The following is a 21,015-nucleotide window of genomic DNA, read 5'->3' on the forward strand; positions in this document are numbered from 1 at the left end:
GGTCCCCACGTCCCGCAGGACGTGATCATCAACGATCGAAATCAACCTCGCCAACAGACCCTGGACGGCCTACGCGGTTGTGGCGATGCCGCCGTCGACGGGGATCACGGCCCCTGTCAGGTATGCGCCTGCCCGGCTGGCGAGGAACACCGCGACTCCCGCCATGTCGTCGTCGCGGCCGATCCGGCGCAGTGGGGCCGACGCCGCGATCGCCTCGCCGAACTCGTCGAGGGTTGCGGCCATCATCGCCGACGGGAACGGTCCCGGCGCCACGGCGTTCACGGTGACGTGCTGCGGTCCTAGTTCCTTGGCGAGCACTCTGGTGAGCTGATGCAGTGCGGCCTTGCTGCTGGAGTACGAGTAGTTGGGCCGCTGGGGAATGTGGATGGCGGCGATGCTGCCGATGTTGATGATCCGCGCGGGATCGTCGGCGGTGCCCGCCCTGCGCAGTGCGGGCAGCAGCGCCTGGACCAGCCAGAACGGCGACTTCAGGTTGAGGTCGACGACCGTGTCCCAGGCCGCGTCCGGGAACGTCGCCAGCGGCTCGTCCCACATGGCGCCCGCGTTGTTGACGAGGATGTCGAGGCCCTCCGGGTCGGCGGTGACGAGGTCGGACAGCCGCCGGCACTCGTCATGGCGGGACAGGTCGGCGGGGACGGCCCGCACCTCACCGAATTCGGAGAGCTGTTCCTGCGTCTGCGCGCACGCTTCTGCGTTGCGTGAGCTGATGACCACGCTGGCGCCCGCCTGGAGAAGGCCACGCGCGATCATCATTCCGATGCCTCGGGTACCACCGGTGACGAGCGCGCGCTTTCCGCACAGATCGAAAAGTTCCGCATGCGTCGTGAATCGGTTGTCTGCCACTTGCCGCCTTCCAGTTGGTCGTGCGGGATGACGCGTCGACGCGTTGGGGGTTCGGTTCAGCTGTCTCAACGCTATGACCTTGGAGTGCACTTCAAGCAAGCGGATCAAGGTCCCGACGGAAGCGTCCGCAATCGCCTCAAGCGCCACCGGGCTGTAGCCGCGCGGTATGACAGGCTCGCGGTCCGCTACGTGGCGACCGTGCTGGTCGCAGTCCTCAACGAGTGGCTGTGACCAGCACTTTCACAAGACCCTAGGCGACGGACCTGCGGGAACACCTCTGGTCCCGTTTCCGTTCACACACGTGCACACGGCGACGCGGGTGTGCCACCCGCACGCCCAGGGTGTGCTGCTGGAGATGTACCGCGAGGCGCGCGAGCGGCTCGGCGACCCTCGGCGGCCGGGTCACCGCCGTCCACCCGCGACTCGTCGTGTGCCATGGTCACTTGTTGTAGGCGGTCGAAGCCCGCACGCCGATGCCGGGAACAGAACGCTCAACGCACCGGCCCGACCGGCAGCCCCGCGACGTCGGCTCCACGGCGCAGCACGTCGCGGAGCATGTCAGGGGTCAACGTCCGTGTGGACATGTTGCGTTGGCTCGGATGGTAACTGCCGATCAGACGCAGGCGCTGGTCACCGCCGTGGGTGACGAGCTGTGACTCGGCGCCGTGCCCGAAGGCCGGGCGCGGGCGGGGCAGCCGCCAGCCCGCGCTCGCCAGCACGGGCAGCAGCGCCTGCCAGCCGAAGGCACCGAGCACCACGATCGCCCGCAGCGCCGGGCGCAGCAGTTCGAGTTCGCGGGCGAGCCAGGGGCGGCAGGTGTCCCGCTCGACGGTGGTGGGCCGGTTGTCCGGCGGCGCGCAGTGCACCGGCATGGTGATCCGCACCCCGGACAGCTCCATCCCGTCGCCGCGGTGGGTGGCCGTCGGCCGGGAGGCCAGGCCGAGCTCGTACAGCGCGGCGAACAGCGCGTCACCGGACGGGTCCCCGGTGAAGACCCGCCCGGTGCGGTTGCCGCCGTGCGCGGCGGGGGCCAGCCCGACGATCGCCAGCGGGGCGTCCGGCGGCCCGAAGCCGGGGACGGGCCTGGCCCAGTAGTCCCACTCCTGGAAGGCCCTGCGCTTCACACGGGCCACCTCCTCCCGCCAGGCCACGAGCCGCGGGCAGGCCCGGCAGGTGACCACCGCCGCGTCCAGGTCCCGGACCGTGCCCATCCGGGGAGCGGTCACCGCGGGGAGGTCCTGCATCCTCGCGCTCCTGTTCATAAAATGGATGAATCGGAAGTTGCCTGCCCGCCGCGCGGTCCGGAGGGTGCCGTCATGGCCACAAAGATCACGTACCGGCGAGTCTACGAGGAGACCTCGCCCGAGGAAGGGCGGCGCGTACTGGTCGACCGCGTCTGGCCGCGCGGCATGCGCAGGGAGGACGCGCACCTGGACGAGTGGCTGCGCGACGTGGCCCCCTCCACGGAGCTCCGCCGCTGGTACGCCCACGACCCCGACCGCTTCCCGGAGTTCCGCCGCCGCTACCGCGCGGAACTGCGCGACGCCGAACACCGGCAGGCCGCGCGGCACCTGCGCGACCTGGCCACGCGCGACCGGCTCACGCTGCTGACGGCGACGAAGGACGTCGACCACAGCCAGGCGGCTGTCCTGGCGGAGTGGCTGAGCGGGAAGGGCTGACCGGGGCCCTTCAGTGCGGCGGGCGCCGGCCCACCCGGCCCTCACTCCCCCTCCGCAGCGACTACTCCCCCAGCCGGTGCACCTCCCCCGTGCCCAGCGTGACGCGGGCGCGGGCCCGCATCGGGCCGTCGGCCCGGCGGGAGAGCAGGGTCATCTCCTCGACCTCCGCCGTCAGCGTGCCGAGGCGGGCCGCGCATTGCGGGGCCAGGTGCCGTGGGTCCCGGGTGCGGCCGAGGGACAGGTGGGGGGTGAAGCGGCCGCCGCAGAGCGGGAAGCTCCGTCGCAGAGCTTCGTGGAGGCGGGTCCACGGCCCCGACCCGGCCGCGGCCGGGTCGAGCCACACCGTCGCGTCACGGCGGTGCCTGAAGTACCGCACGCCGGCCAGGTGCGCCGTGAACGCCGGGCTCTCCGCCGCCACGGCGGCGAGCAGCGGCAGGGCCCGTGCGAACTCCTCCTCCGGCACGAAGCCGAAGAGCAGGTTCACATGCGGGGGCCACCGGCGGATCTGCGGGTCGTGCTCCCAGCGGATGTCCTGGATCGCGGGCCAGAGCTCCCGCGGCGGCAGCCACGCCACGGCCGTACGGGCCGTCGGCGGCACCTTGAGCGCGGCCGGCGGCCCGGCCCCGCCGGCCAGCGGATTCCCGTCCACGCTTCCATCGTCCCGGCCGCGCCCCGGTCACACGAGTCGGGGCCGTCCCGCCGCCGCCCGTCCGAGCAGCTCGCTGACCGAGCCGGTGAAGCGCGGGCCCTCGACGAGGCGGCAGCCGATGGTCCAGGCGCCCGGGTCCTCCCCCAGGTGGTGATCGGCCAGCTCCGTGATCCCGCGGACCAGCCGCGCCGGTCCCTCCTCGTCCTGGCGCGAGATCACACACTGCATCGGGTGCCATCGGGCGATCCCGGGCAGGCCCGCCGCGTCACGGAGCACGAGATCGGCGGGGCGCGCCAGTTCGAGGATGTCACCGACACCGACGCCGCCCTCGCCCACGTACGAGAAGGGCGCCGCGAGGGAGCGGTCCGGCCGCATCGGCAGGGTGCGCAGCAGGTGGCGGCCCGTGGGCCGGTCCGACAGCAGCCGGGACCACACGAACCGGTCCGGCCACCGGGTGGCCGCCAGGACCCGCAGGTCCTCCGGACACCCCGGGTGGGCCACGAGGTCGGGAGCCTGCCCGCGCAGCCGCCTGCTGCCGGCCTCCGCCGCCTGCCGGACGCGGTCCCAGTCGAGCGCGATCCACCGCTGGTCGGGCTCCGGGTCGGGTTCCGCGGCGAATCTGTCGAAGAGGTGGTCGCGGCGGCGCCGGTCACCCGCCAGGGCCTCGCGCAGCGCCCCCGCCCCCGCCTCGCGCACGGAGGCTTCGAAGGCCGGACGCACCTCGTCCAGGAGGGCCCGGTCGCCCGCCGCCACGACCTGTCCGAGCAGGTCGAAACGGTCATGGCGCGCCAACAGCAGGCCGGCCGCGAGCTGTTCACCGGCGTCCAGGTGGACGCGGTCGCGCCCGTAGCCCGGCTCGGGCCAGTCGGGCAGCAGGGCGCGCAGGCGCAGCATCGGGTGGCCGGCGAGGAGGAAGTCGCGGGGGAAGGGGGCGTCGGCGAAGGGCCACGCCGCCTCGCCGTCGCGCCAGGCGGTCAGGAACGGCGGCAGGCCGGCGCGTGCGAAGAAGCCGGCCAGGGAACCCGGACCGAAGACCGTGGTCCTGCGGGCCCACTCCTGCCCGGGATCCCACAGCAGGCCCTCGAACGAGTCGCGCTGCCGGGCCGCCTGTTCTTCCCTCTCGGCCGCTTCCTTCGCGGTCCGGCGTATGCCGTGGTTCTTCTCCCACAGCCCGTCGGGGAGCCGGTCGCGGGGTGTGGCGATCAGACGCAGCCGGGTGGCGACCTCGATCAACAGGCCAGGGGAACCGGCGTAATACAGCAGCGAGGGGATCCGGGCGGTGGCGATCATGCGCCCACGGTATGCGAGGCCCGGCTCCCCGGGGCCGGGCAGCACGTGCTCAGTCCGCGGCCGTCCCGGCGCACACCTCTTCCTCTGTCGTGTCCCGCAGTTCGCCGTCCAGGCGGAGCCAGCGCGTCACGCCGATGGACCGCAGGAAGTGGAGGTCGTGGCTCGCCACGACGAGTGCCCCCTCGTACGACTCCAGGGCGGTCGTCAGCTGTCGCACGCTCGCCATGTCGAGGTTGTTCGTCGGCTCGTCGAGCATCAGCAGCTGCGGGGCGGGCTGCGCGAGCATCAGGGCCGCCAGGGTGGCCCGGAAGCGCTCGCCGCCCGAGAGGGTCACGGCCCGCCGGTCCGCGCGGGCGCCCTTGAAGAGGAAGCGGGCCAGCCGGGCCCTGATCTCGTTCCCGGTCGCCTCGGGGGCGAACCGGGCGAGGTTCTCCGCGACGGTCAGCCCGTCGTCGAGCACGTCGAGCCGCTGGGGCAGGAACCGCAGCGGCACATGGGCCGTCGCCTCCCCGGAGAGCGCGTCCAGCTCGCCGGCGATCGTGCGCAGGAGCGTCGTCTTGCCCGCGCCGTTGCGGCCGACGAGCGCGATCCGCTCGGGGCCGCGCAGCTCGAACTCGCCGTCCACGCGGGCCCCGTAGCGCAGGCGCAGCTCGCGCAGCGTCAGCACCGAGCGGCCCGGCGGGACGGTCGTGTGCGGCAGGTCGACGCGGATCTCGTCGTCGTCGCGCACGGCCTCCTCCGCCTTGCCGAGCCGGTCCCTCGCCTCGGCGAGCCTCTCCTCGTGCATGATGCGGTGCTTGCCCGCGGAGACCTGGGCCTGGCGTTTGCGCGCGCCCATGACGATCTTCGGCTCGCGCTTGCTGTCCCACATCTTCTGGCCGTACCGCTTGCGGCGCGCCAGTTTGACCTGGGCGTCGGCCAGTTCGCGCTGCTGCTTGCGCAGATCGGCCCCGGCCACCCGGACCATGCGTTCGGCGGCCTCCTGCTCGGCGGCGAGCGCCTCCTCGTACGCGGAGAAGTTGCCGCCGAACCAGGTGATCCCGCCCGCGCGCAGGTCGGCGATCTGGTCGACGTGTTCGAGCAGTTCACGGTCGTGGCTGACCACGACCATGACGCCCGGCCACGCCTCGACGGCGGCGTAGAGCCTGCGGCGCGCGTGCAGGTCGAGGTTGTTGGTGGGTTCGTCGAGAAGGAGGATGTCGGGCCGGCACAGCAGCAGGGCGGCCAGGCGCAGCAGGACCGACTCGCCGCCGGACAGCTCGCCGGTGGTGCGGTCCAGGCCGATGTGGCCGAGGCCCAGCCCGGCGAGCGTCGCGGTGGCACGCTCCTCGACGTCCCAGTCGTCGCCGACGGCGGCGAAGTGCTCCTCGCGCGCGTCCCCCGCCTCGATGGCGTGCAGGGCGGCGCGGGTGCGGGCGATGCCGAGGACGTCCTCGACGCGGAGCGCGGTGTCGAGCGTGACGTTCTGCGGGAGGTAGCCGATCTCACCGGCCACGCGCACGGTGCCTTCGGCCGGAAGGAGTTCCCCGGCGAGGAGCTTCAACAGGGTTGATTTTCCCGATCCGTTGAGGCCGATGAGCCCGGACCTGCCGGGGCCGAAGGCGGCCTGGAAGCCGTCGAAGACGGTGGTGCCGTCCGGCCAGGCGTAGGAGAGGGACGTGCAGGTGAGGAAGGCGGGGGAAGAGGTGGGTGACATGGGCATACGGGCCTCGCGGGGTCGCTTGAGGTGGGAGGTGGCCAAAAAGCGCACGGAGACACCGCGGGGCGACCGCGAAGGGGCGGGGGAGGCGTCGTCAAGGATCCCCGCACCGACGGGAGGACGGCTGAAGCGTCGAGGTCGCACACGGAACGCGGACAGCGGACGCGATGACGGCGTGGCTGCGCGGCGCGGTGTCTCAAGACCTCAGACGAGCAACGTCCTTCTCCGATCGACGGCAACAGGGGCGTGACAAACGTATGAGGGGTGCCGGTGGTGCGTCAACGTATTTCTCGACGGCGGCGGGCAGCGCGGCTTCGCCGAGGGTGCCGGGCCGCCTGCTCGATCCCCCGCCCGGGGAAGACTTCCGGAGCGAGCGGCCGCTCCGGCGTCAGGCACATCCGCGGCCGGAGTGAGGTGACCGCGGTCGTCCGCCGAACCGGGAGGGACGGCCCCACCCACGGAAAACCACACACGGGACACACGCCTTCGCCGGTTCACGGTCGACCACGACCGTGAACCGGCGAGGACAGCGCTCGGTGATCTGTGGCCCGGAGGCCGTCCTCACGCTTCCGCGACGGCCTCCAGCGGGCTCAGGGCGGCTGCCCGGCGGGCCGGGACGGCGGCGGCGAGCGCGCCGATCGCGAGGGATGCCACGCAGATGAGGAGCAGGGTGCCCCAGGGCATGGCCAGGGAGTACTGTTCCATCGCCCCGTTGGCCAGGGCGCCGACCGCCCAGGCGCTGAACAGCCCGCCGGCCAGGCCGAGGAGGGTGCCGAAGGCGGCGACGGTGACCGCTTCCAGGCGGATCATCCGGCGGATGCCGGCGCGGTCCATGCCGATGGCGCGCAGGGCCCCGATCTCGCGGGTGCGCTCGGTGACGGACATGGCCAGGGTGTTGACGATGCCGAGCGAGGCGATCACGATGCCGATGGCGAGCAGCCCGTACATCAAGGTCAGCAGGTCGCCCACGGTGCCGGCCTTCTCGCGGACGATGTCCTCGCGGTCCTGCACCTTCAGCAGCGGGTTGTTGCCGACGGCGGTGCGCAGCCGGTCCTCGGTGTTCGCGGAGACGGTGCCGGTGCGGACGAGGACGCGCTGGACGGAGTCGGGCAGGTAGCTGCTCCTCGCCACTTCGGTCCGGGCGCCGAGTGCCGCGTCGGCGATGGGGTTGTCCTTGTAGACGGCCGCGACGGTGTACTTCCTGAGCTCCTGGCTCCGGCCCATGCGGGCGTCGATCTCGCCGCCCGCGCGGACGCCGAGGTGCTGGGCGGTGGTGCTGGAGAGGGCGACCCGGCCCGGCCGGAGGTCCGCGAGGGAGCCGCTGGTGAGGTCGAGCTTCATCACGTCCTTCACGGTGGCGGGGTCGACGCCGGAGATGCCCTGGGCCATGCCGCCGAGGACCGCGGTGGAGTCGGTGACGGCGGTCGCGGTCCGTACCCCGGAGGTGTCGGCCACCCGCTTCACGGCGGCCGGGTCGATGCCGTCCAGGTTGCCGCGGGTGCTGATCACGTAGTCGGCGCCGAGGCCGGAGGCGGCCTGGTGGTCGAGGGCCTGTGAGGTGGAGTGGCCCAGGACCGCGAGCCCGGCGACCATGGCCGTGCTGATGATCAAGGCGGAGGCGGTGGCGGCGGTGCGCCGCGGGTCGCGCAGCGCGTTCTCCCGGGCGAGGTGGCCGACGACCCCGAAGCGGCGGGTCAGGAGTCCGGTCAGCCGGATCACGGGGGCGGCGAGCAGCGGGGCGAGCACGATCAGGGCGACGACGAGGAGGGCGCAGCCGAGCATCGCGTTCTGCACGTTCTCCTCGGAGGCGCTCTCGGCCCCGGTGAGGGAGATCAGCCAGCCGGCGCCGAGGACGAGGAGGACGAGGCCCGCCACGGCGCGGACGCGGGACCGCGTGGTGGTGGGCGGCTGCCCGGCCGAGCGCATCGCCTCGACGGGCGCGACCTTCGCGGCCTTGCGGGAGGGCAGCCACGCGGCGAGCACGGTGACGCCCACGCCCACGCCGAGCGCCGCCAGCACGGAGCGCGAGCCGATCACCAGGGGGCCGCTGGGCAGCGGGTCCGCGCTGGTGCCCAGGAGGTCGGGCAGTACGGAGGCGACGCCCAGGCCGAGGACGAAACCGGCCGCCGAGGCGACGAGGCCGACCAGGAGGGCTTCCCAGAGGACGGAGCGCACGACCTGGCGGCGCGTGGCGCCGATCGCGCGCAGCAGCGCGATCTCACGGGTGCGCTGGGTGACGAGCATGGTGAAGGTGTTGACGATGAGGAACGAGCCGATGAACAGCGAGACCCCTGCGAAGATCATCGGGATCTTCTTGTAGCCCTGGGTCCGCATGTCGATGCTGGTGGCCTGCTGCGCGGCCCGGGCGCTGCCGGTGGTGGCCTCGGCCCGGTCGGCCGGGAGCACGTCGGAGACCCGCTTGGCGAGCTCGGCCTGGTGGGTGCCCGGCGTCGCGGACAGGTCGATCCCGGTGTAGTGGCCCGGGGTCGCGAACAGCTTCTGGGCGGTCGCCTTGTCGAAGAGGGTGAGGGTGCCGCCGGCGGTCACCCGGGGGTCCTTGGTGGTGACGATGCCGACGAGCCGCTTGGTCATCACCGGGCCGTCGGTGGCCAGTGTGACCGTGTCACCGACGCGGAAGTGGCCCGCGGCGGCGGTGCCGCTGTCCACGGCCAGTTCACCGCTGTTCGTGGGGGCGTGGCCCTTGACCAGGGGATAGCGGCTGTCCTTGCCGTCCGCGCCGGGTACGTAGGCGTCGGCCGGGTGCGCCCATGCCTTGTCGGCCCGCAGCGGGCTGCCGTCCGCGGCGTTCAGGGTGGCCACGCCGTCGGCCGTCGGCCGCACGGAAGCGACGCCCGGTACGCCGGCCAGCTTCCGCGCGAGCGCGTCGTCGAGCACGTCCGCGCGCTCGGTCACGGCGGTCCCCAGCGGGGGCGCCTTCGGGCTCACGGTGACCGCGATGCCCGCGAAGTTCTGCGACGCGGCGGCACGGCGGGCCGCCGCGGAGGAGTCCGCGAAGACGAGGGTGCCGCAGACGAACGCGACGCCCAGGCAGACCGCGAGGACGGTCATGACCAGACGGGCCTTGTGCGCCAGGACGTTGCGCAGGGCTGTTCTCAGCATGGGGAGCTTTCGGGAACGTAGGGGGGAAGGGCGTGCGTGCGGTGCGGGAGCGGGTCAGCTGGTGCGGGAGAGGGTGTCGAGGGCCTTCATCCGGTCCAGGACCCGGTCCGGGGCGGGGTGTGTCATCTCGTCGACCAGACGGCCGTCGGAGAGGAAGACCACGCGGTCGGCGTAGCCGGCGGCGACGGGGTCGTGGGTGACCATGACCACGGTCTGGCCCAGTTCGCGCACCGACTCGCGCAGGAAGCCGAGGACTTCGGCCCCGGCGCGGGAGTCGAGGTTGCCGGTGGGCTCGTCGCCGAAGATGATCGCGGGGCGGGAGACCAGGGCGCGGGCCACGGCGACGCGCTGCTGCTGTCCGCCGGAGAGCTGCGCGGGCCGGTGGCCGAGGCGCTGGGAGAGGCCGACCATGGCCACCACGCGGTCCAGCCACTGCCGGTCGGGGCGGCGTCCGGCGATGGCGAGCGGCAGCGTGATGTTCTCCAGCGCGGTCAGCGTCGGCAGCAGGTTGAACGCCTGGAAGATGAAGCCGATCCGGTCCCGGCGCAGCTCGGTGAGCTGCCGGTCGTTCAGGGTACCGAGTTCGGTGGTGCCGATGCGCACGGAGCCGGAGCTCGGGGTGTCGAGCCCGGCGGCGCAGTGCATCAAGGTGGACTTGCCGCAGCCGGAGGGTCCCATGATCGCGGTGAACTCGCCCTCCCGGAAGGCGATGCTGACCCGGTCCAGGGCGGTGACGCGCGTGTCACCGCTGCCGTAGACCTTCGACAGGTCGACGGCCGCGGCCGCGACTCCGGACGTCGGGTCCGGCGCGTACGGGGCAAGGGGATCGGCGATCACAAGGACTCCTCTTCGGAATGCGCGAAGGTGCACTCCGAAGGGTGTCCGGGGAACGTATCGGGGCCTGGGCGGCCGTGTATCGGTGACCGCTCCGCTGCGTATCGGTTGTGCGGGGGCCGGTTCGCAGCGGTTGTGCGGGGGCCGGGTGTCGCCGCTCCGCAGCAGTTCTGCGGGAGGGGCGGGCGCCGGGCGGTCAGGCCGGGAGGCGCAGGGTGGCGACGGCGCCGCCGTCCGGGGCGTTGTCCAGGCGCAGCTCGGCGCCGAGGAGCCGGGCCTGGCCCAGGGCGATGGTCAGGCCCAGGCCGTGGCCCGTGCCGCGTTCCGCCGCGCCGGTGTGGAAGCGGCGCGGGCCGTCGCGCAGCAGGTCGGCGGGAAAGCCGGAGCCGTGGTCGCGTACGGAGACCGTACGGCCCTCGACCGCCACCCGTACCGGGGTGGCGCCGTGCCGGTGGGCGTTGACGACGAGGTTGCTGACGATCCGCTCCAGGCGGCGCGGGTCGGTCTCCACGGTCGTGGCCTCGTCCGCGACGGTGACCTCGGCGTCGTGGCCGGTGCGCGCCACGGCCTCCAAGACGACGGCGCCGAGCGGGACATGGGCGCGCACCGGCTGTTCGGCGCCCGCGTCCAGCCGGGAGATCTCCAACAGGTCCTCGACCAGGCCGCGCAGGTCGCGCACCCGGGCCCGGAGCAGGTCCTCCGTCTCACCGGCGGGCAGCAGGTCGGCGGCGGCCAGCAGACCGCCGACGGGGGTGCGCAGTTCGTGGGCCACGTCCGCGGTGAACTGGCGCTCGGTGCGCAGCCGCCGGCCGAGGCTGTCGGCCATGGCGTCGACGGTGGCGGCGATGTCGGCCACCTCGTCGTCGCCCTTGGTGGGCCCGGTGCGGGCGTCCAGGTCACCGGCGGAGATCCGGCCCGCGGTCTCGGATACCCGCCGCAGCCTGCGGGCGAGCAGCCCGGCGCCGTACGCCGCGAGCGGCACGGCCGCCGCGACCGCGATCAGCGAGGCGACCGCCATGGTCACGTCGAGCTGGCGCAGCGTATGGAATTCGGTGCTCATATTGATCTCGACGGCGAGGACCGGGCTGCCCGGGCCGCCGGTCCGCTGGGCGGCCCAGTAGCTCGGCCCCGCGTTGGCGTCGGCGTCGACGTGCCCGTCGTAGGCCGTGTGCCGGTCGCCGTCGGACGGGTGGCGCAGTCTGGCGGGCAGGCCGGCCGGGTCGAGCTCGGCGCCGTCCGTCAGCGTCCCGGTGCGCCGGTAGACGTCCATGGCCGCGTACACGCTGTTGAAGGCCCGTGCTTCGGCGCGTTCGCGGATGTCGCGCGCGGTCCACAGGTGCACCAGCACTCCCACCGCGACCGCCACCAGGCACGCGGTGGCCGCGGCCAGCGCGGCGATCTTCCAGCGCAGGGACGCGCGGGCCGGCCGCAGCCGGGGGAACCGAGAGGAGGCGCGCACCGGGCTCAGCGCCTGAACTTGTAGCCGAAGCCGCGGACCGTCTCGATCCGGTCCCGGCCCAGCTTCCTGCGCAGCCGCTGCACACACAGGTCGACGACCCGGCTGTCGCCGTCCCAGCCGTACTCCCAGACGTTGCGCAGCAGGGTGTGGCGCTCCAGCACGACGCCCGGGTGGGCGGCGAACTCCAGGAGCAGCTTCAGCTCGGTCGGGGTCAGCGCCACCGGGCTGCCGGAGACGAAGACCTCCATCCCGGCGGTGTCGATGGTGAGGTCGCCGAAGGTCAGCGTCTCCCCCGCGGAGGGCACCGGTTCCTCCCCCGCGGCGTGCCCGGTGCCCGGGGCGGCGGCGTACGTCGCCCGCCGGAGCAGTGAGCGGATGCGTGCCACGAGGACGTAGGTGTCCACGGGCTTGACCACGTAGTCGTCGGCTCCGGCCTCCAGGCCCGCGACGACGTCGAGCCCGTCGCCGCGGGCGGACATCATCAGCACGGGCACCAGGCTGGTCTCCCGGACCCTGCGGCACAGGCCGATGCCGTCCAGTCCGGGCAGCATCACGTCCAGGATCAGCAGGTCGAAGTCCTCGTCCCGGAAGAGTTCGAGCCCCGTGAGGCCGTCGGCCGCGGCCCTCATCTCGTAGCCGTAGCGCTCCAGGGCGACGGTGAAGGACCGGCGCATCAGGTCGTCGTCCTCCACCAGCAGCACGCGAACGGGGCGCGGGGAGGCCGGAGCCGGGGCGGGCGAGGACACGGCGGATCGCTCCTGTTTCGGACGGTCGGGGGGACTGCGGTCCCGGTCGCACGCACATCCGGCGACCTGAGGGGAACGATACGGGGGGCCACGCGCGCCGGCTCCCCGTGCGCCCTTCGCCGTGGGGCGTCGCACCGATCCGATGGGCAACGAAGCGCTTCCTGATACGTGCCCGATACAAAACCCGACGGCCTGGCCTGTCGGCCCAGGCGCACAGCGGTGCTCCGGGAGCATCACTCAAGCGTGGGCACGGCCCCGCTCCACCCGGCGGTCGGCCCCACCGTGCGCCCGGCCGGCCTGCCGGCCGTGGTCCGCGGGCTCACGGGCGGCGGGCTGGCCGTCGTGGTGACCTGGCTGGTCCACCGGGCCGAGGACGTCTTCGCCCGGCTGCCGTTCCGCCGGCAGCGCGCGGGCGTCGGGGTCCGGCCCGGGCCGCGCCGCGGGGCCCGGAGGCGCGGCCCGGAGGCGCGGCCCGGAGGCGCGGCCCGGAGGAACCGCTCAGAGGAAACGCTCGGGGAATCGCCGGATGATGCCGTCGGACAGCATGTCGGCCATGCCGAGGATCTGCCGGTGCACCTCGTCGAAGTCGGCGATGTCCTGGGCGTAGTGGCCCCGGAGGCGGTCGGTCGCCTCCTGGAGCGTCAGGTCGAGGTGGTTCTTCATCATGGCGCGCAGGCCGGCGCCGGGCCAGGGGCCGGGGTTGAGGGCGTGCAGGAAGTCGGCGATCCGATCGGCGTTGGCGTACCACGTCTTCTCCGCCGCCGTGAGCTTGGCGGTGTCACCGGCCTTCGCCGCGGCCAGGATGTCGACCGCGGTGAGGATGTGCGTACGCAGCAGGGCGGTGAGGTCGTTGCCGGCCTTGGTCCCGAAGAAGGGCTTGAACGCGTCGCCCAGATCCGTCTGGTTGCGCAGCAGGCGTTGCTCGGTGGGCTGGAGGTCGGGCAGGTTCCCGGCGAAGCTGACGATCGCGAGCCGGGTGTAGGTGATGTGGTCCTCCCACAGTGCGCGCATCTGGTCGTGGAGCCGTTGCGCGCGGGCCGGCTGCGGGAGCCCGCGGGCCTGGGCGGGGACGCTCTGCCGCACGCCTCCCCCGAGGGCCGTCAACGACAGCGCCAGAGCTGTCACGACCGTGCCGCGCCCCAGCGCCCCCGGGCGGAACGGTCTCGGCGGGCGGCGCGGTGGACGAAGACCGGACATGCGCAAACCTCCCCAGTATGGCAACAAACGGTGGGAGCATGGCATAGCGCCCTATTCGCCAACAGAGCCGCGGGCACGAATTACCCCGGACAGCCCAACGCGGGTCCCCGGGGCGGGGAATCGCGGCAGGCGGAGCGCACACGGTCGCGGCCTGCGGCCTCCGGCGGGGCCGCTTCCGCGTGGCCTTCGATGCCCCGAGTCGAGAGCCGGGCGGGAATGTGCGCGGTTACCGCCCTGCCGAAGTGGCAGGAGAACGCCGGGGGCCCGCCGGGCGCACCGCCCGGCGGGCCCTCTTCTCCCCCGGTCACCTGTGCGCGAGCACCTGCTCCGCGTACGCGGTGGCCGCCGGGTCCATGCGCAGCACCAGGTGGCTGGTGGCGGAGTTGACGTCCCGCCAGGCGCGTTCGAACGGGCCGCCGGCGGTCTGGCCGGAGGTGCCGGTCGCGCGGAAGACGCGGTTGACGGCCGCGAGCAGCAGCTCCGAGGCGAGCGCGCAGTCCCGGGCGCCGCGCGCGGTCAGCAATCCGGTGGCCGCGCCCTCGTCCGCGGTGACGGCGACCCGGTGCACCAGGAGCTCGGCGGCGTCCAGTTCGCCCGACGTGCGGGCCAGTACATCCCGGAAGCCCGCGTCACGCGCGGCGTTCAGGACGTCGCCCCCGCCGGCCGCCTTGGTGGCCCCCCAGTCGGTCCACTCGGTCAGCATGCCGCGCGCCGCCCCCAGCACGGGGGCCACGAAGGACAGCCCGTTGACCGCTTTGAGCGGCACCCGGTGGCAGGGGGCCGGGGACATCGAGCCGGTGCCGTCCATCGCGCGGTCGCGGGCGAACGACATGCGGGCGGGCACGAACACCTCTTCCAGTACCAGGGTGTTGCTGCCCGTGCCGCGCATCCCGACGGAGAACCAGGTGTCCAGCACGGTGCAGGCGGAGCGCGGTACGGCGAAGTAGCGTGCGTGCGGCGCGGCGCCGTCGCCCGACTGCGTGGTCGCGCAGACCAGCGCCCACTGGGCGAAGTCGACGGCGCTGATGAACGACCACTTCCCGGACAGCCGCCAGCCGCCGGGCACCGGTTCGGCCCTGCCGACCGGCATGAGCGCGCCCACCAGCAGGGCGTCCGGCCCGTCCGCCCACACCTCCCGCTGGCCGTCCTCGGGCAGATGGGCCGCCATCCGGGAGACGAACGCGCTGAGCGAGGCCACCCAGGCGGCGGCCGCGCACCCGGCGCCGGTGGTGGTGACCGCGTCGACGAGGCCGGCGAAGGTGCCGGCATCGCCGCCCCAGCGGGCCGGGACGAAGTGCCGGGCGAAGCCGGCGTCCACGACGGCGTGGACGACGTCGGGGTGGGGCCGGCGGTCCTGGTCCATGGCCTGGGCGTGCTCCGCGGCGATCCGGGCGACGTCCACCGCCCGCTCCGCCAGCCCGCCGGGACCGCCGCGGACTTGACCGCCCTCCCGTTCGACCGCTCCGGTACTCGTCATCGCTGTGCCTCCTTGCCTTCCGTGAGGGCGTCGACGGCGGCGAGCGCGAGGGCGCCGAGCAGGCTGAGGTTCTTGAAGAACTCGTGCCGCTGGGCGTGCCGGCGAGCCGGGTCCTGCTGCCGCCAGAAGTCGTGCACGGTCATGGTCGTGGGGATCAGGCACACGGCCAGCAGGCCGCCGCTGAGCGGGGGCCGGTACCCGGCCCCGAGCGCCACCCCGCCCAGGACCATCCCGGCCGCCGCGCAGCGGGTCGCGGCCCTGGGCAGCGGGACCCCGTGGCGCTCGGCCAGCGCGGGCAACGGGCCGGGGTCGCGCAGCACGCCGTAGCCGCCGGTGACGAAACTGGCGGCCAGCAACGGCCGGGCCAGGCCGCGTACGGTCTTCTCCGCCGTCCTCATGTTGTCCCTTTCTCCGTGGTGACGTTCTCCGTGGTGACGGTGATCCGGCGGACGGTCAGGCGTACTCCCTGACCCCACAGCCGGTGCGGTGCGGGGTGACCGTGGGGCAGCCCCCGGCCGTCCGGTCCTCTTGCGTCGAGCAGGGTGAACAAGCCGATCCCGCAGGCGAGTTGCCGAGGAGTCACCCGCTCGGCCGGGCCGCCGTGGTCGATCACCAGGTGCTCGCGGAGCGGAGTGCCCAGGTCGCCGACGGAGAGCACCTCCCGGCCGTCCACCCGCCAGCGGACCGTGCCCCGGGACCGGTCGAGGCCGATCTCCAGAAGGTGGGTGAGGCCGGGGGCCCGGTCGGCTACCGGCACCAGGCAGGTGAAGGCGCCGCACCGCGCGCCGGGCGGCCGCATCCGCTCGTACACGGCGTGGATCCGCCGGTTGGAGACGAAGAAGTCGAAGACCAGACCGGTTTCCCGGTCGATGGCCAGCAGCGCCCCGGCCCCGAGCCTGGGGTCGCCCTCGGGGTCGGTCACCGCGTCGCCGAAGGGGTGGCGGCCGGCGTTGAAGACGCGCGCCGCCAGCTCACCCCGGAGGGTCAGTTCACCGGTGGCGGGCGCGTCGTAGCCGGGCAGGCCGGAGGAGGCCGTGTGCGCGGTCAGGGCGCACCACTTGAGGTGGTCGTCGCCACCGGGCCGGAAGGCCGGGGTCCCGGTCTCCGGGTCCGTGGCCGCCGGCTCGACGACCAGCCCCGCCGGGGTGGCGCGCGCGGTCGCGTCGCCGTGGGGCGGGGGGCCGGCGGTCCTGATCTGCCAGTCGGCTCGTGGTCCGGCGGCGTGGAAGCCGGCCGCGCCGTGCCAGTCGAACAGCGTGACCCGTGTCATCTGATGCATCGTCATGGCACTTGCTCAGCCCCTCACTCGTGCCGGGTGTCGCGTCCGGAGGCTCGTGGCCGGGGCTCGAAGTCCGCTCGACCGACGGTGGACGGGCGGCTCGACCCCCTCTCCACCCGGATTCCAGTGGGCCCTCTGACCGTGGGCGGCCGGAACGAGCGATGAGGAGGAACGCGATGGCAGTCGGCGGAAACGGTGCGGAACGCTGGGTCCTGGTGCTGGGAGCGACGGGCCGGCAGGGCGGTACGGTCGCCCGCCACCTGCTCGAACGAGGCTGGGCGGTCCATGCGTTCGTACGCGATCCGGGCAAGGCCGGCGCTCAGGAGCTGGCCTCGCGGGGGGCGGTGCTCGTCCAGGGCTCGCTCGACGACCCGGCTTCCGTGCGCAAGGCCATGACGGGTGCGTACGGCGTCTTCAGCGTCTTCACGCCCACCCACGGCAACGGGCTGGACGGCGAGGAGCGGCACGCGGCCCTGGTCGCCGAGGCCGCCCGGGAGGCCGGGGTGGCCCACCTGGTGCACAGCTCGGTCGGCGGCGTGGAGAACCCCGGCGGCGTGGGGTGGCGGGAGACCAAGCTCGAGGTCGAGCGGACCGTGCGGTCGGCGGGGCTGCCGACGACGTTCCTGCGCGCCGTCTACTACATGGAGAACTTCCTGGACCTGCCGCCGGTCCTGGACGCCGAGGGCACTCTGGTGCTCAGCCGCGGCCTGCTGCCCACCACCACGCTGCAGATCATCGCCTCCCGGGACATCGGCTGGTTCGCCGCCGACGCCTTCGACGACCCGGACCGCTTCATCGGAGCGGAACTGGAGATCGCCGGGGACGAGTTGACGGGGCCGCAGATCGCGGAGGCGATGGGCCGGCACGCCGGTCGCGCGGCGCGCTTCGTCCCGGTGCCCATCGAGGAGATCGCCCGGCAGAACGAATGGATGGCCAAGACGTTCGTATGGTTCAACGAGGTCGGCTACAAGGCGGACATCCCCGCGCTGCGCTCCGCCCATCCGGGTCTGCTGACCTTCGACGCGTTCCTGCGCCAGTCCGGATGGACACCCCAGGAACCGCGGTGACCCCCGCGGAGGCACCGCGACGCCTCCCCGCGCTTCCCTCGCTCACCGGGATGCGCTTCCTGGCCGCGGCCGCGGTCTTCTTCTCGCACTCCTTCTACCAATTCGTGCCGGGCAGCTGGGCATCGGACACCGGAGCCGGGTTCTTCTGGAGCAAGGCCGGGTCGGCCGGGGTCTCCTTCTTCTTCGTCCTCAGCGGCTTCGTGCTCACCTGGTCGGCCCGGGCGGACCAGCCCGCCCGGGCGTTCTGGCGCCGACGGGCCTGCAAGATCTACCCCAACCACCTCGTCACGGCGGCGGCCGCGGTGCTCCTGATCATCTGGCACGGCGGCACGGTCTCCACCGGGCAACTGCTGCCGAACCTCGCGCTGCTGCACACCTGGCTGCCCATCGGCTCGGTCCTGAACGGCGTCAACACGGTGAGCTGGTCGCTGTGCTGCGAGGCGTTCTTCTATCTCTCCTTCCCCCTGCTGCTGCGCGCGGTGCGGGCGGTGCCGGAGCGGCGGCTGTGGTGGTGCGCCGGGGTCCTGGTGGCGATGGTGTGGTGCGTGCCCCTGGTGGCCCGGCTGCTGCCGGGCGAACCGGCCCTCTCGCCGCGCATGCCGTACTCCGAGGTCCAGCTGTGGTTCGTGTACTTCTTCCCCGTCACCCGGTGCCTGGAGTTCCTGCTGGGCATGGTGCTGGCCCGGCTCGTCGCCGTCGGCCGCTTCCCCCGGGTGCCGCTGCTGCCGGCCGGGGCGCTCGTGGCCGGGGCGTATGTGGCGGCGCTCTACACACCCGGGCAGTACGGGACGGTCGCGGTGTGCGTGGCACCGCTCGCCCTGCTGATCGCGTCCGGTGCCATGGCCGACGCCGGCGGCCACCCGTCCGCGCTGCGCCGGCCGGTGATGGTGTGGCTGGGCGAGGTGTCGTTCGCCCTCTACATGGTGCATCAGCTCCTGATCGACGAGGTCGCGCGCCGGCTGGGCATCGACGCCGCCCACAGCCTGGACAGCTGGTCGGCCGCGGCGCTCTCCCTCCCGGTGCTCGGCGGCGCGCTGACGCTCGCCTGGCTGCTCTACAGCCGTGTCGAGCGGCCGGTCATGCGCCGGTGGAGCAGCCAACATCCGCCACTCCTCCTGAAAGTGGGTGAATTGTCGTGAACTCCCCCGAGGACAACGGCCCCTCCGCGAACGACCAGCTGTTCCAGCTGGCCTTCAACAGTGCTCCCTGGACACATCAGACCCTCTATGTGGTGGCCCGGCTGGGCCTGACCGATCTGCTGGCCGACGGCCCGCGGGGCAGCGAGGAACTCGCGGCCGCCACCGACAGCCACCCGGGCGCCCTCTACCGCTTCTGCCGCGCGGCGGCGGCGCTGGGGATCTTCCACGAGCACCCCGGACGGGTCTTCTCCCTGGCCCCTCTCGGCGACGCCTTCCGCACCAGCGGCCTGGCCCAGTTCGTCACGCTCAACGGCTCGGAGAACTTCCGCGCCTGGGTGGACGTCCTCTACAGCGTGCGGACCGGGAAGCCCGCGTTCGACCAGATCTTCCACATGGGCGCCTGGGAATTCCTCGACCGCAACGACGAGATGCGCAAGGTGATGCAGACGATGGTCGGCCGGGGCACCGTGCCGCCCGCCATCGACCTCTGCGACTTCTCCCGCGACACCACCCTGGTGGACCTCGGCGGCAGCGTGGGAACACTCGTCGCCCACGTGCTGCGGGCCAACCCCGAGCTGCGGGGCATCCTCCAGGACCTGCCCACCGTGGTGGACGGGGCCCCCGAGATCCTGCACGGCCAGGGCGTGGCCGGCCGGGTGGAGATCGTGGGGCGCAGCTTCTTCGAGGGGGTGGCGCCGGGGGGCAGCACCTATGTGCTCTCGCGGGTGCTGCACGACTGGGACGACGAGCAGGCGCTGCGCATCCTGGGCCGGGTCCGGGAGGCGATGGGCCCGGGCTCCCGGCTCCTCGTCGTCGACCAGGTGATCCCCGCGGGCGACGGCTTCCACCCGGGCAAGTTCTCCGACCTCCAGATGCTGGTCGTGCTCGGCGGCCGGGAACGGACGATCGAGGAGTTCCGCGAGCTGCTGCGGCAGGCCGGGCTGACGATCAGGGCGGTGCGTGGGCCGGAGGCGATGCCCGCCAGCCCCCGCACCGAGGCCCTCATCGAGGCCGTGGCCTGACCGCGGCCCCGGCCCGTCAGGCGGTGGGCGCACCACGGGCGTCCGCCTCGGCGGCCTCCGCCACCTGGGAGGCCGCCGCACGCCGCTCCAGCGCCGTCATCAGCACGGCCGGCAGGATCGCGACCAGGGCGGCGGCCAGCACCCAGACGAACGTGGTGCCGAAGCCGGACGCCTGCTCGCCCGGACGGCCCGCGGCGTCGTCGAGGTGCTGCTGGAGCACCACGACGAACAGCGCGGTGCCTATGGAACCGCCCACCCGCTGGAGCATGTTGAGCTGCGGGGTGGCGTCGCCGACCTGCTCCGGTCGCAGGGCGCGGAAGGCCGCCGTCATGGCGGGCATGCTGGCCAGGCCGATGCCGAACCCCCGGACGACCATGGCCAGGCTCAGCAGCCAGTAGGAGGTGGTGGCTCCGATCAGCACGAACGGCACGGTGGCGGCGACGCAGACGACCCCGCCGATGACGGCGGTGAGCGTGCCGATCTTCTCGAAGAGCCGCGCGGAGAGCCACATCGCGACCGCGGCGCCCAGCCCCTGCGGGGCCAGCAACAGGCCGGTGTGCACGGCGTCCTCGTGCCGGACCACCTGGTAGTACAGCGGCATCAGGACCATGCCGCCGAAGATGGCCGCGCCCATGGCGAAGGTCGCGAAGGAGGACGCGGCGAACATGCGGTTGCCGTAGAGCCGGAGGTCGAGCAGGGGACGCTCGATCCGGACGGACCGCAGCACGAAGACGGCGGTGAGGGCGAGACCGGCGAGGAAGGGCACCACGACCTGGGCGTCGAGCAGATCGCCGCGCTGCCCCGCCTGGGCCAGTCCGTAGGTGATCCCCACGACGCCGGTGGAGACGAGGAAGAGGCCGATCGCGTCCAGCGGGCCCGCTTCCTCCCGGCGGTCGCGCGGGAGGAGACGCAGGGTCAGATAGAGGGCCAGCACGCCGATCGGCACATTGATCCAGAAGATCCACTCCCAGCCGGCGTGGTCGAGCAGCAGCCCGCCGACGGTCGGGCCGAAGACCGGGGTGAGCACCATCGGCACCCCGATCGCGCTCATCACCCGGGCCAGCCCCTGGGGCCCGGCGGCCCGCACGAGGATCGCCTGGCCGACGGGCATCATCAGGCCGCCGCCGATGCCCTGGAGCACCCGGAAGCCGATCAGCTGCTCGGCGGAACCGGCCAGGCCGCACAGCGCGGAGGCGACGGTGAAGACGGCGAGCGCCACGGCGTAGAGCGTGCGGGAGCCCCACCGCCTGGCGGCCCAGGCGGATATCGGGGTCACCGCGGCGAGGGCCAGCAGATAGCTGGTGACGACCCACTGGACCGTGTCCAGCGAGGTGTCGAAGTCGAGGGAGAGGTGGCGCAGAGCCACGTTGACGACGGTCGAGTCGAGGAAGGCGAGGATCGCGCCGAGCAGGACCACGAGCACGGCCTGACGTACTTCGCGAGTGAGCCCGGGCGTACGCGTCTGCTCATCTTGTGCAGCCATGCTCCCATGGT

The 21,015-nt window shown here is 73.3% G+C and carries 18 protein-coding genes; 4 read left to right on the top strand and 14 right to left on the bottom strand.

Translation table 11 applies throughout. The annotated features are described in order from the left end of the window. Positions 1-69 precede the first annotated feature (69 nt). Together ACZ4A5_RS11415 and ACZ4A5_RS11420 are read right to left on the bottom strand one after the other, a co-directional pair. Positions 70-864 carry an SDR family oxidoreductase gene (locus tag ACZ4A5_RS11415; protein WP_467581434.1) on the bottom strand — a complete coding sequence of 265 codons (795 nt, stop codon included), beginning with the start codon at positions 862-864 and terminating at the stop codon, positions 70-72. Between the two features lie 491 nt (positions 865-1,355). Next, positions 1,356-2,108 (bottom strand): uracil-DNA glycosylase, encoded by a 753-nt coding sequence (locus ACZ4A5_RS11420; RefSeq protein WP_467581438.1) that lies wholly within the window; start codon positions 2,106-2,108, stop codon positions 1,356-1,358. A 72-nt stretch (positions 2,109-2,180) separates the two neighbouring features. Here ACZ4A5_RS11420 and ACZ4A5_RS11425 point away from each other — a divergent pair, with 72 nt between their 5' ends. Continuing rightward, positions 2,181-2,543, top strand: a complete 363-nt coding sequence (locus tag ACZ4A5_RS11425; RefSeq protein ID WP_467581441.1) for a DUF488 domain-containing protein — start codon at positions 2,181-2,183, stop codon at positions 2,541-2,543. Positions 2,544-2,604: 61 nt separating this feature from the next. On the opposite strand, the gene ACZ4A5_RS11430 is transcribed toward ACZ4A5_RS11425, so the two are convergent. The 11 genes from ACZ4A5_RS11430 to ACZ4A5_RS11480 form a co-directional block, all read right to left on the bottom strand. Further along, on the bottom strand, positions 2,605-3,192 hold the full coding sequence (locus ACZ4A5_RS11430) for a 2'-5' RNA ligase family protein (protein WP_467581444.1): 588 nt from the start codon (positions 3,190-3,192) through the stop codon (positions 2,605-2,607). Between the two features lie 27 nt (positions 3,193-3,219). Continuing rightward, entirely contained in the window at positions 3,220-4,482 is a 1,263-nt protein-coding gene (locus ACZ4A5_RS11435; RefSeq protein WP_467581447.1) for a hypothetical protein, read from the bottom strand. A 49-nt stretch (positions 4,483-4,531) separates the two neighbouring features. Then, positions 4,532-6,178 carry an ABC-F family ATP-binding cassette domain-containing protein gene (locus ACZ4A5_RS11440; protein WP_467581450.1) on the bottom strand — a complete coding sequence of 549 codons (1,647 nt, stop codon included), beginning with the start codon at positions 6,176-6,178 and terminating at the stop codon, positions 4,532-4,534. A 564-nt stretch (positions 6,179-6,742) separates the two neighbouring features. After that, positions 6,743-9,301 (bottom strand): ABC transporter permease, encoded by a 2,559-nt coding sequence (locus tag ACZ4A5_RS11445; protein ID WP_467581453.1) that lies wholly within the window; start codon positions 9,299-9,301, stop codon positions 6,743-6,745. Positions 9,302-9,355: 54 nt separating this feature from the next. Beyond that, complete coding sequence (locus ACZ4A5_RS11450) at positions 9,356-10,138, bottom strand: ABC transporter ATP-binding protein (protein ID WP_467581456.1); 783 nt, start codon at positions 10,136-10,138, stop codon at positions 9,356-9,358. 193 nt (positions 10,139-10,331) lie between these two features. Then, complete coding sequence (locus ACZ4A5_RS11455) at positions 10,332-11,594, bottom strand: ATP-binding protein (RefSeq protein WP_467581459.1); 1,263 nt, start codon at positions 11,592-11,594, stop codon at positions 10,332-10,334. Positions 11,595-11,599: 5 nt separating this feature from the next. Beyond that, on the bottom strand, positions 11,600-12,340 hold the full coding sequence (cseB, locus tag ACZ4A5_RS11460; protein WP_467581463.1) for a two-component system response regulator CseB: 741 nt from the start codon (positions 12,338-12,340) through the stop codon (positions 11,600-11,602). A gap of 498 nt (positions 12,341-12,838) precedes the next feature. Then, on the bottom strand, positions 12,839-13,537 hold the full coding sequence (locus ACZ4A5_RS11465; RefSeq protein WP_467581466.1) for a hypothetical protein: 699 nt from the start codon (positions 13,535-13,537) through the stop codon (positions 12,839-12,841). A gap of 304 nt (positions 13,538-13,841) precedes the next feature. After that, positions 13,842-15,014 carry an acyl-CoA dehydrogenase family protein gene (locus ACZ4A5_RS11470; RefSeq protein ID WP_467581469.1) on the bottom strand — a complete coding sequence of 391 codons (1,173 nt, stop codon included), beginning with the start codon at positions 15,012-15,014 and terminating at the stop codon, positions 13,842-13,844. Next, complete coding sequence (locus tag ACZ4A5_RS11475; RefSeq protein WP_467581472.1) at positions 15,011-15,412, bottom strand: DoxX family protein; 402 nt, start codon at positions 15,410-15,412, stop codon at positions 15,011-15,013. The genes ACZ4A5_RS11470 and ACZ4A5_RS11475 overlap by 4 nt, the downstream gene beginning before the upstream one ends. Beyond that, on the bottom strand, positions 15,409-16,284 hold the full coding sequence (locus ACZ4A5_RS11480) for a DUF6081 family protein (protein WP_467581475.1): 876 nt from the start codon (positions 16,282-16,284) through the stop codon (positions 15,409-15,411). Before ACZ4A5_RS11480 ends, ACZ4A5_RS11475 begins: the two co-directional genes overlap by 4 nt. 185 nt (positions 16,285-16,469) lie before the next feature. Here ACZ4A5_RS11480 and ACZ4A5_RS11485 point away from each other — a divergent pair, with 185 nt between their 5' ends. Genes ACZ4A5_RS11485 through ACZ4A5_RS11495 form a run of 3 tightly spaced genes read left to right on the top strand, consistent with a single transcriptional unit; the run spans position 16,470 to position 19,521 of the window. Further along, positions 16,470-17,360 carry an NmrA/HSCARG family protein gene (locus tag ACZ4A5_RS11485; RefSeq protein WP_467581478.1) on the top strand — a complete coding sequence of 297 codons (891 nt, stop codon included), beginning with the start codon at positions 16,470-16,472 and terminating at the stop codon, positions 17,358-17,360. Continuing rightward, positions 17,357-18,499 carry an acyltransferase family protein gene (locus ACZ4A5_RS11490; protein ID WP_467581481.1) on the top strand — a complete coding sequence of 381 codons (1,143 nt, stop codon included), beginning with the start codon at positions 17,357-17,359 and terminating at the stop codon, positions 18,497-18,499. Before ACZ4A5_RS11485 ends, ACZ4A5_RS11490 begins: the two co-directional genes overlap by 4 nt. Next, complete coding sequence (locus ACZ4A5_RS11495) at positions 18,496-19,521, top strand: methyltransferase (RefSeq protein WP_467581484.1); 1,026 nt, start codon at positions 18,496-18,498, stop codon at positions 19,519-19,521. Before ACZ4A5_RS11490 ends, ACZ4A5_RS11495 begins: the two co-directional genes overlap by 4 nt. A 16-nt stretch (positions 19,522-19,537) precedes the next feature. On the opposite strand, the gene ACZ4A5_RS11500 is transcribed toward ACZ4A5_RS11495, so the two are convergent. Next, a complete protein-coding gene (locus tag ACZ4A5_RS11500) occupies positions 19,538-21,004 on the bottom strand; it encodes a DHA2 family efflux MFS transporter permease subunit (RefSeq protein WP_467581487.1) in 1,467 nt (488 codons plus the stop codon). Between the last annotated feature and the right edge of the window lie 11 nt (positions 21,005-21,015).

It is taken from the genome of Streptomyces sp. NPDC025618, from assembly GCF_055558795.1.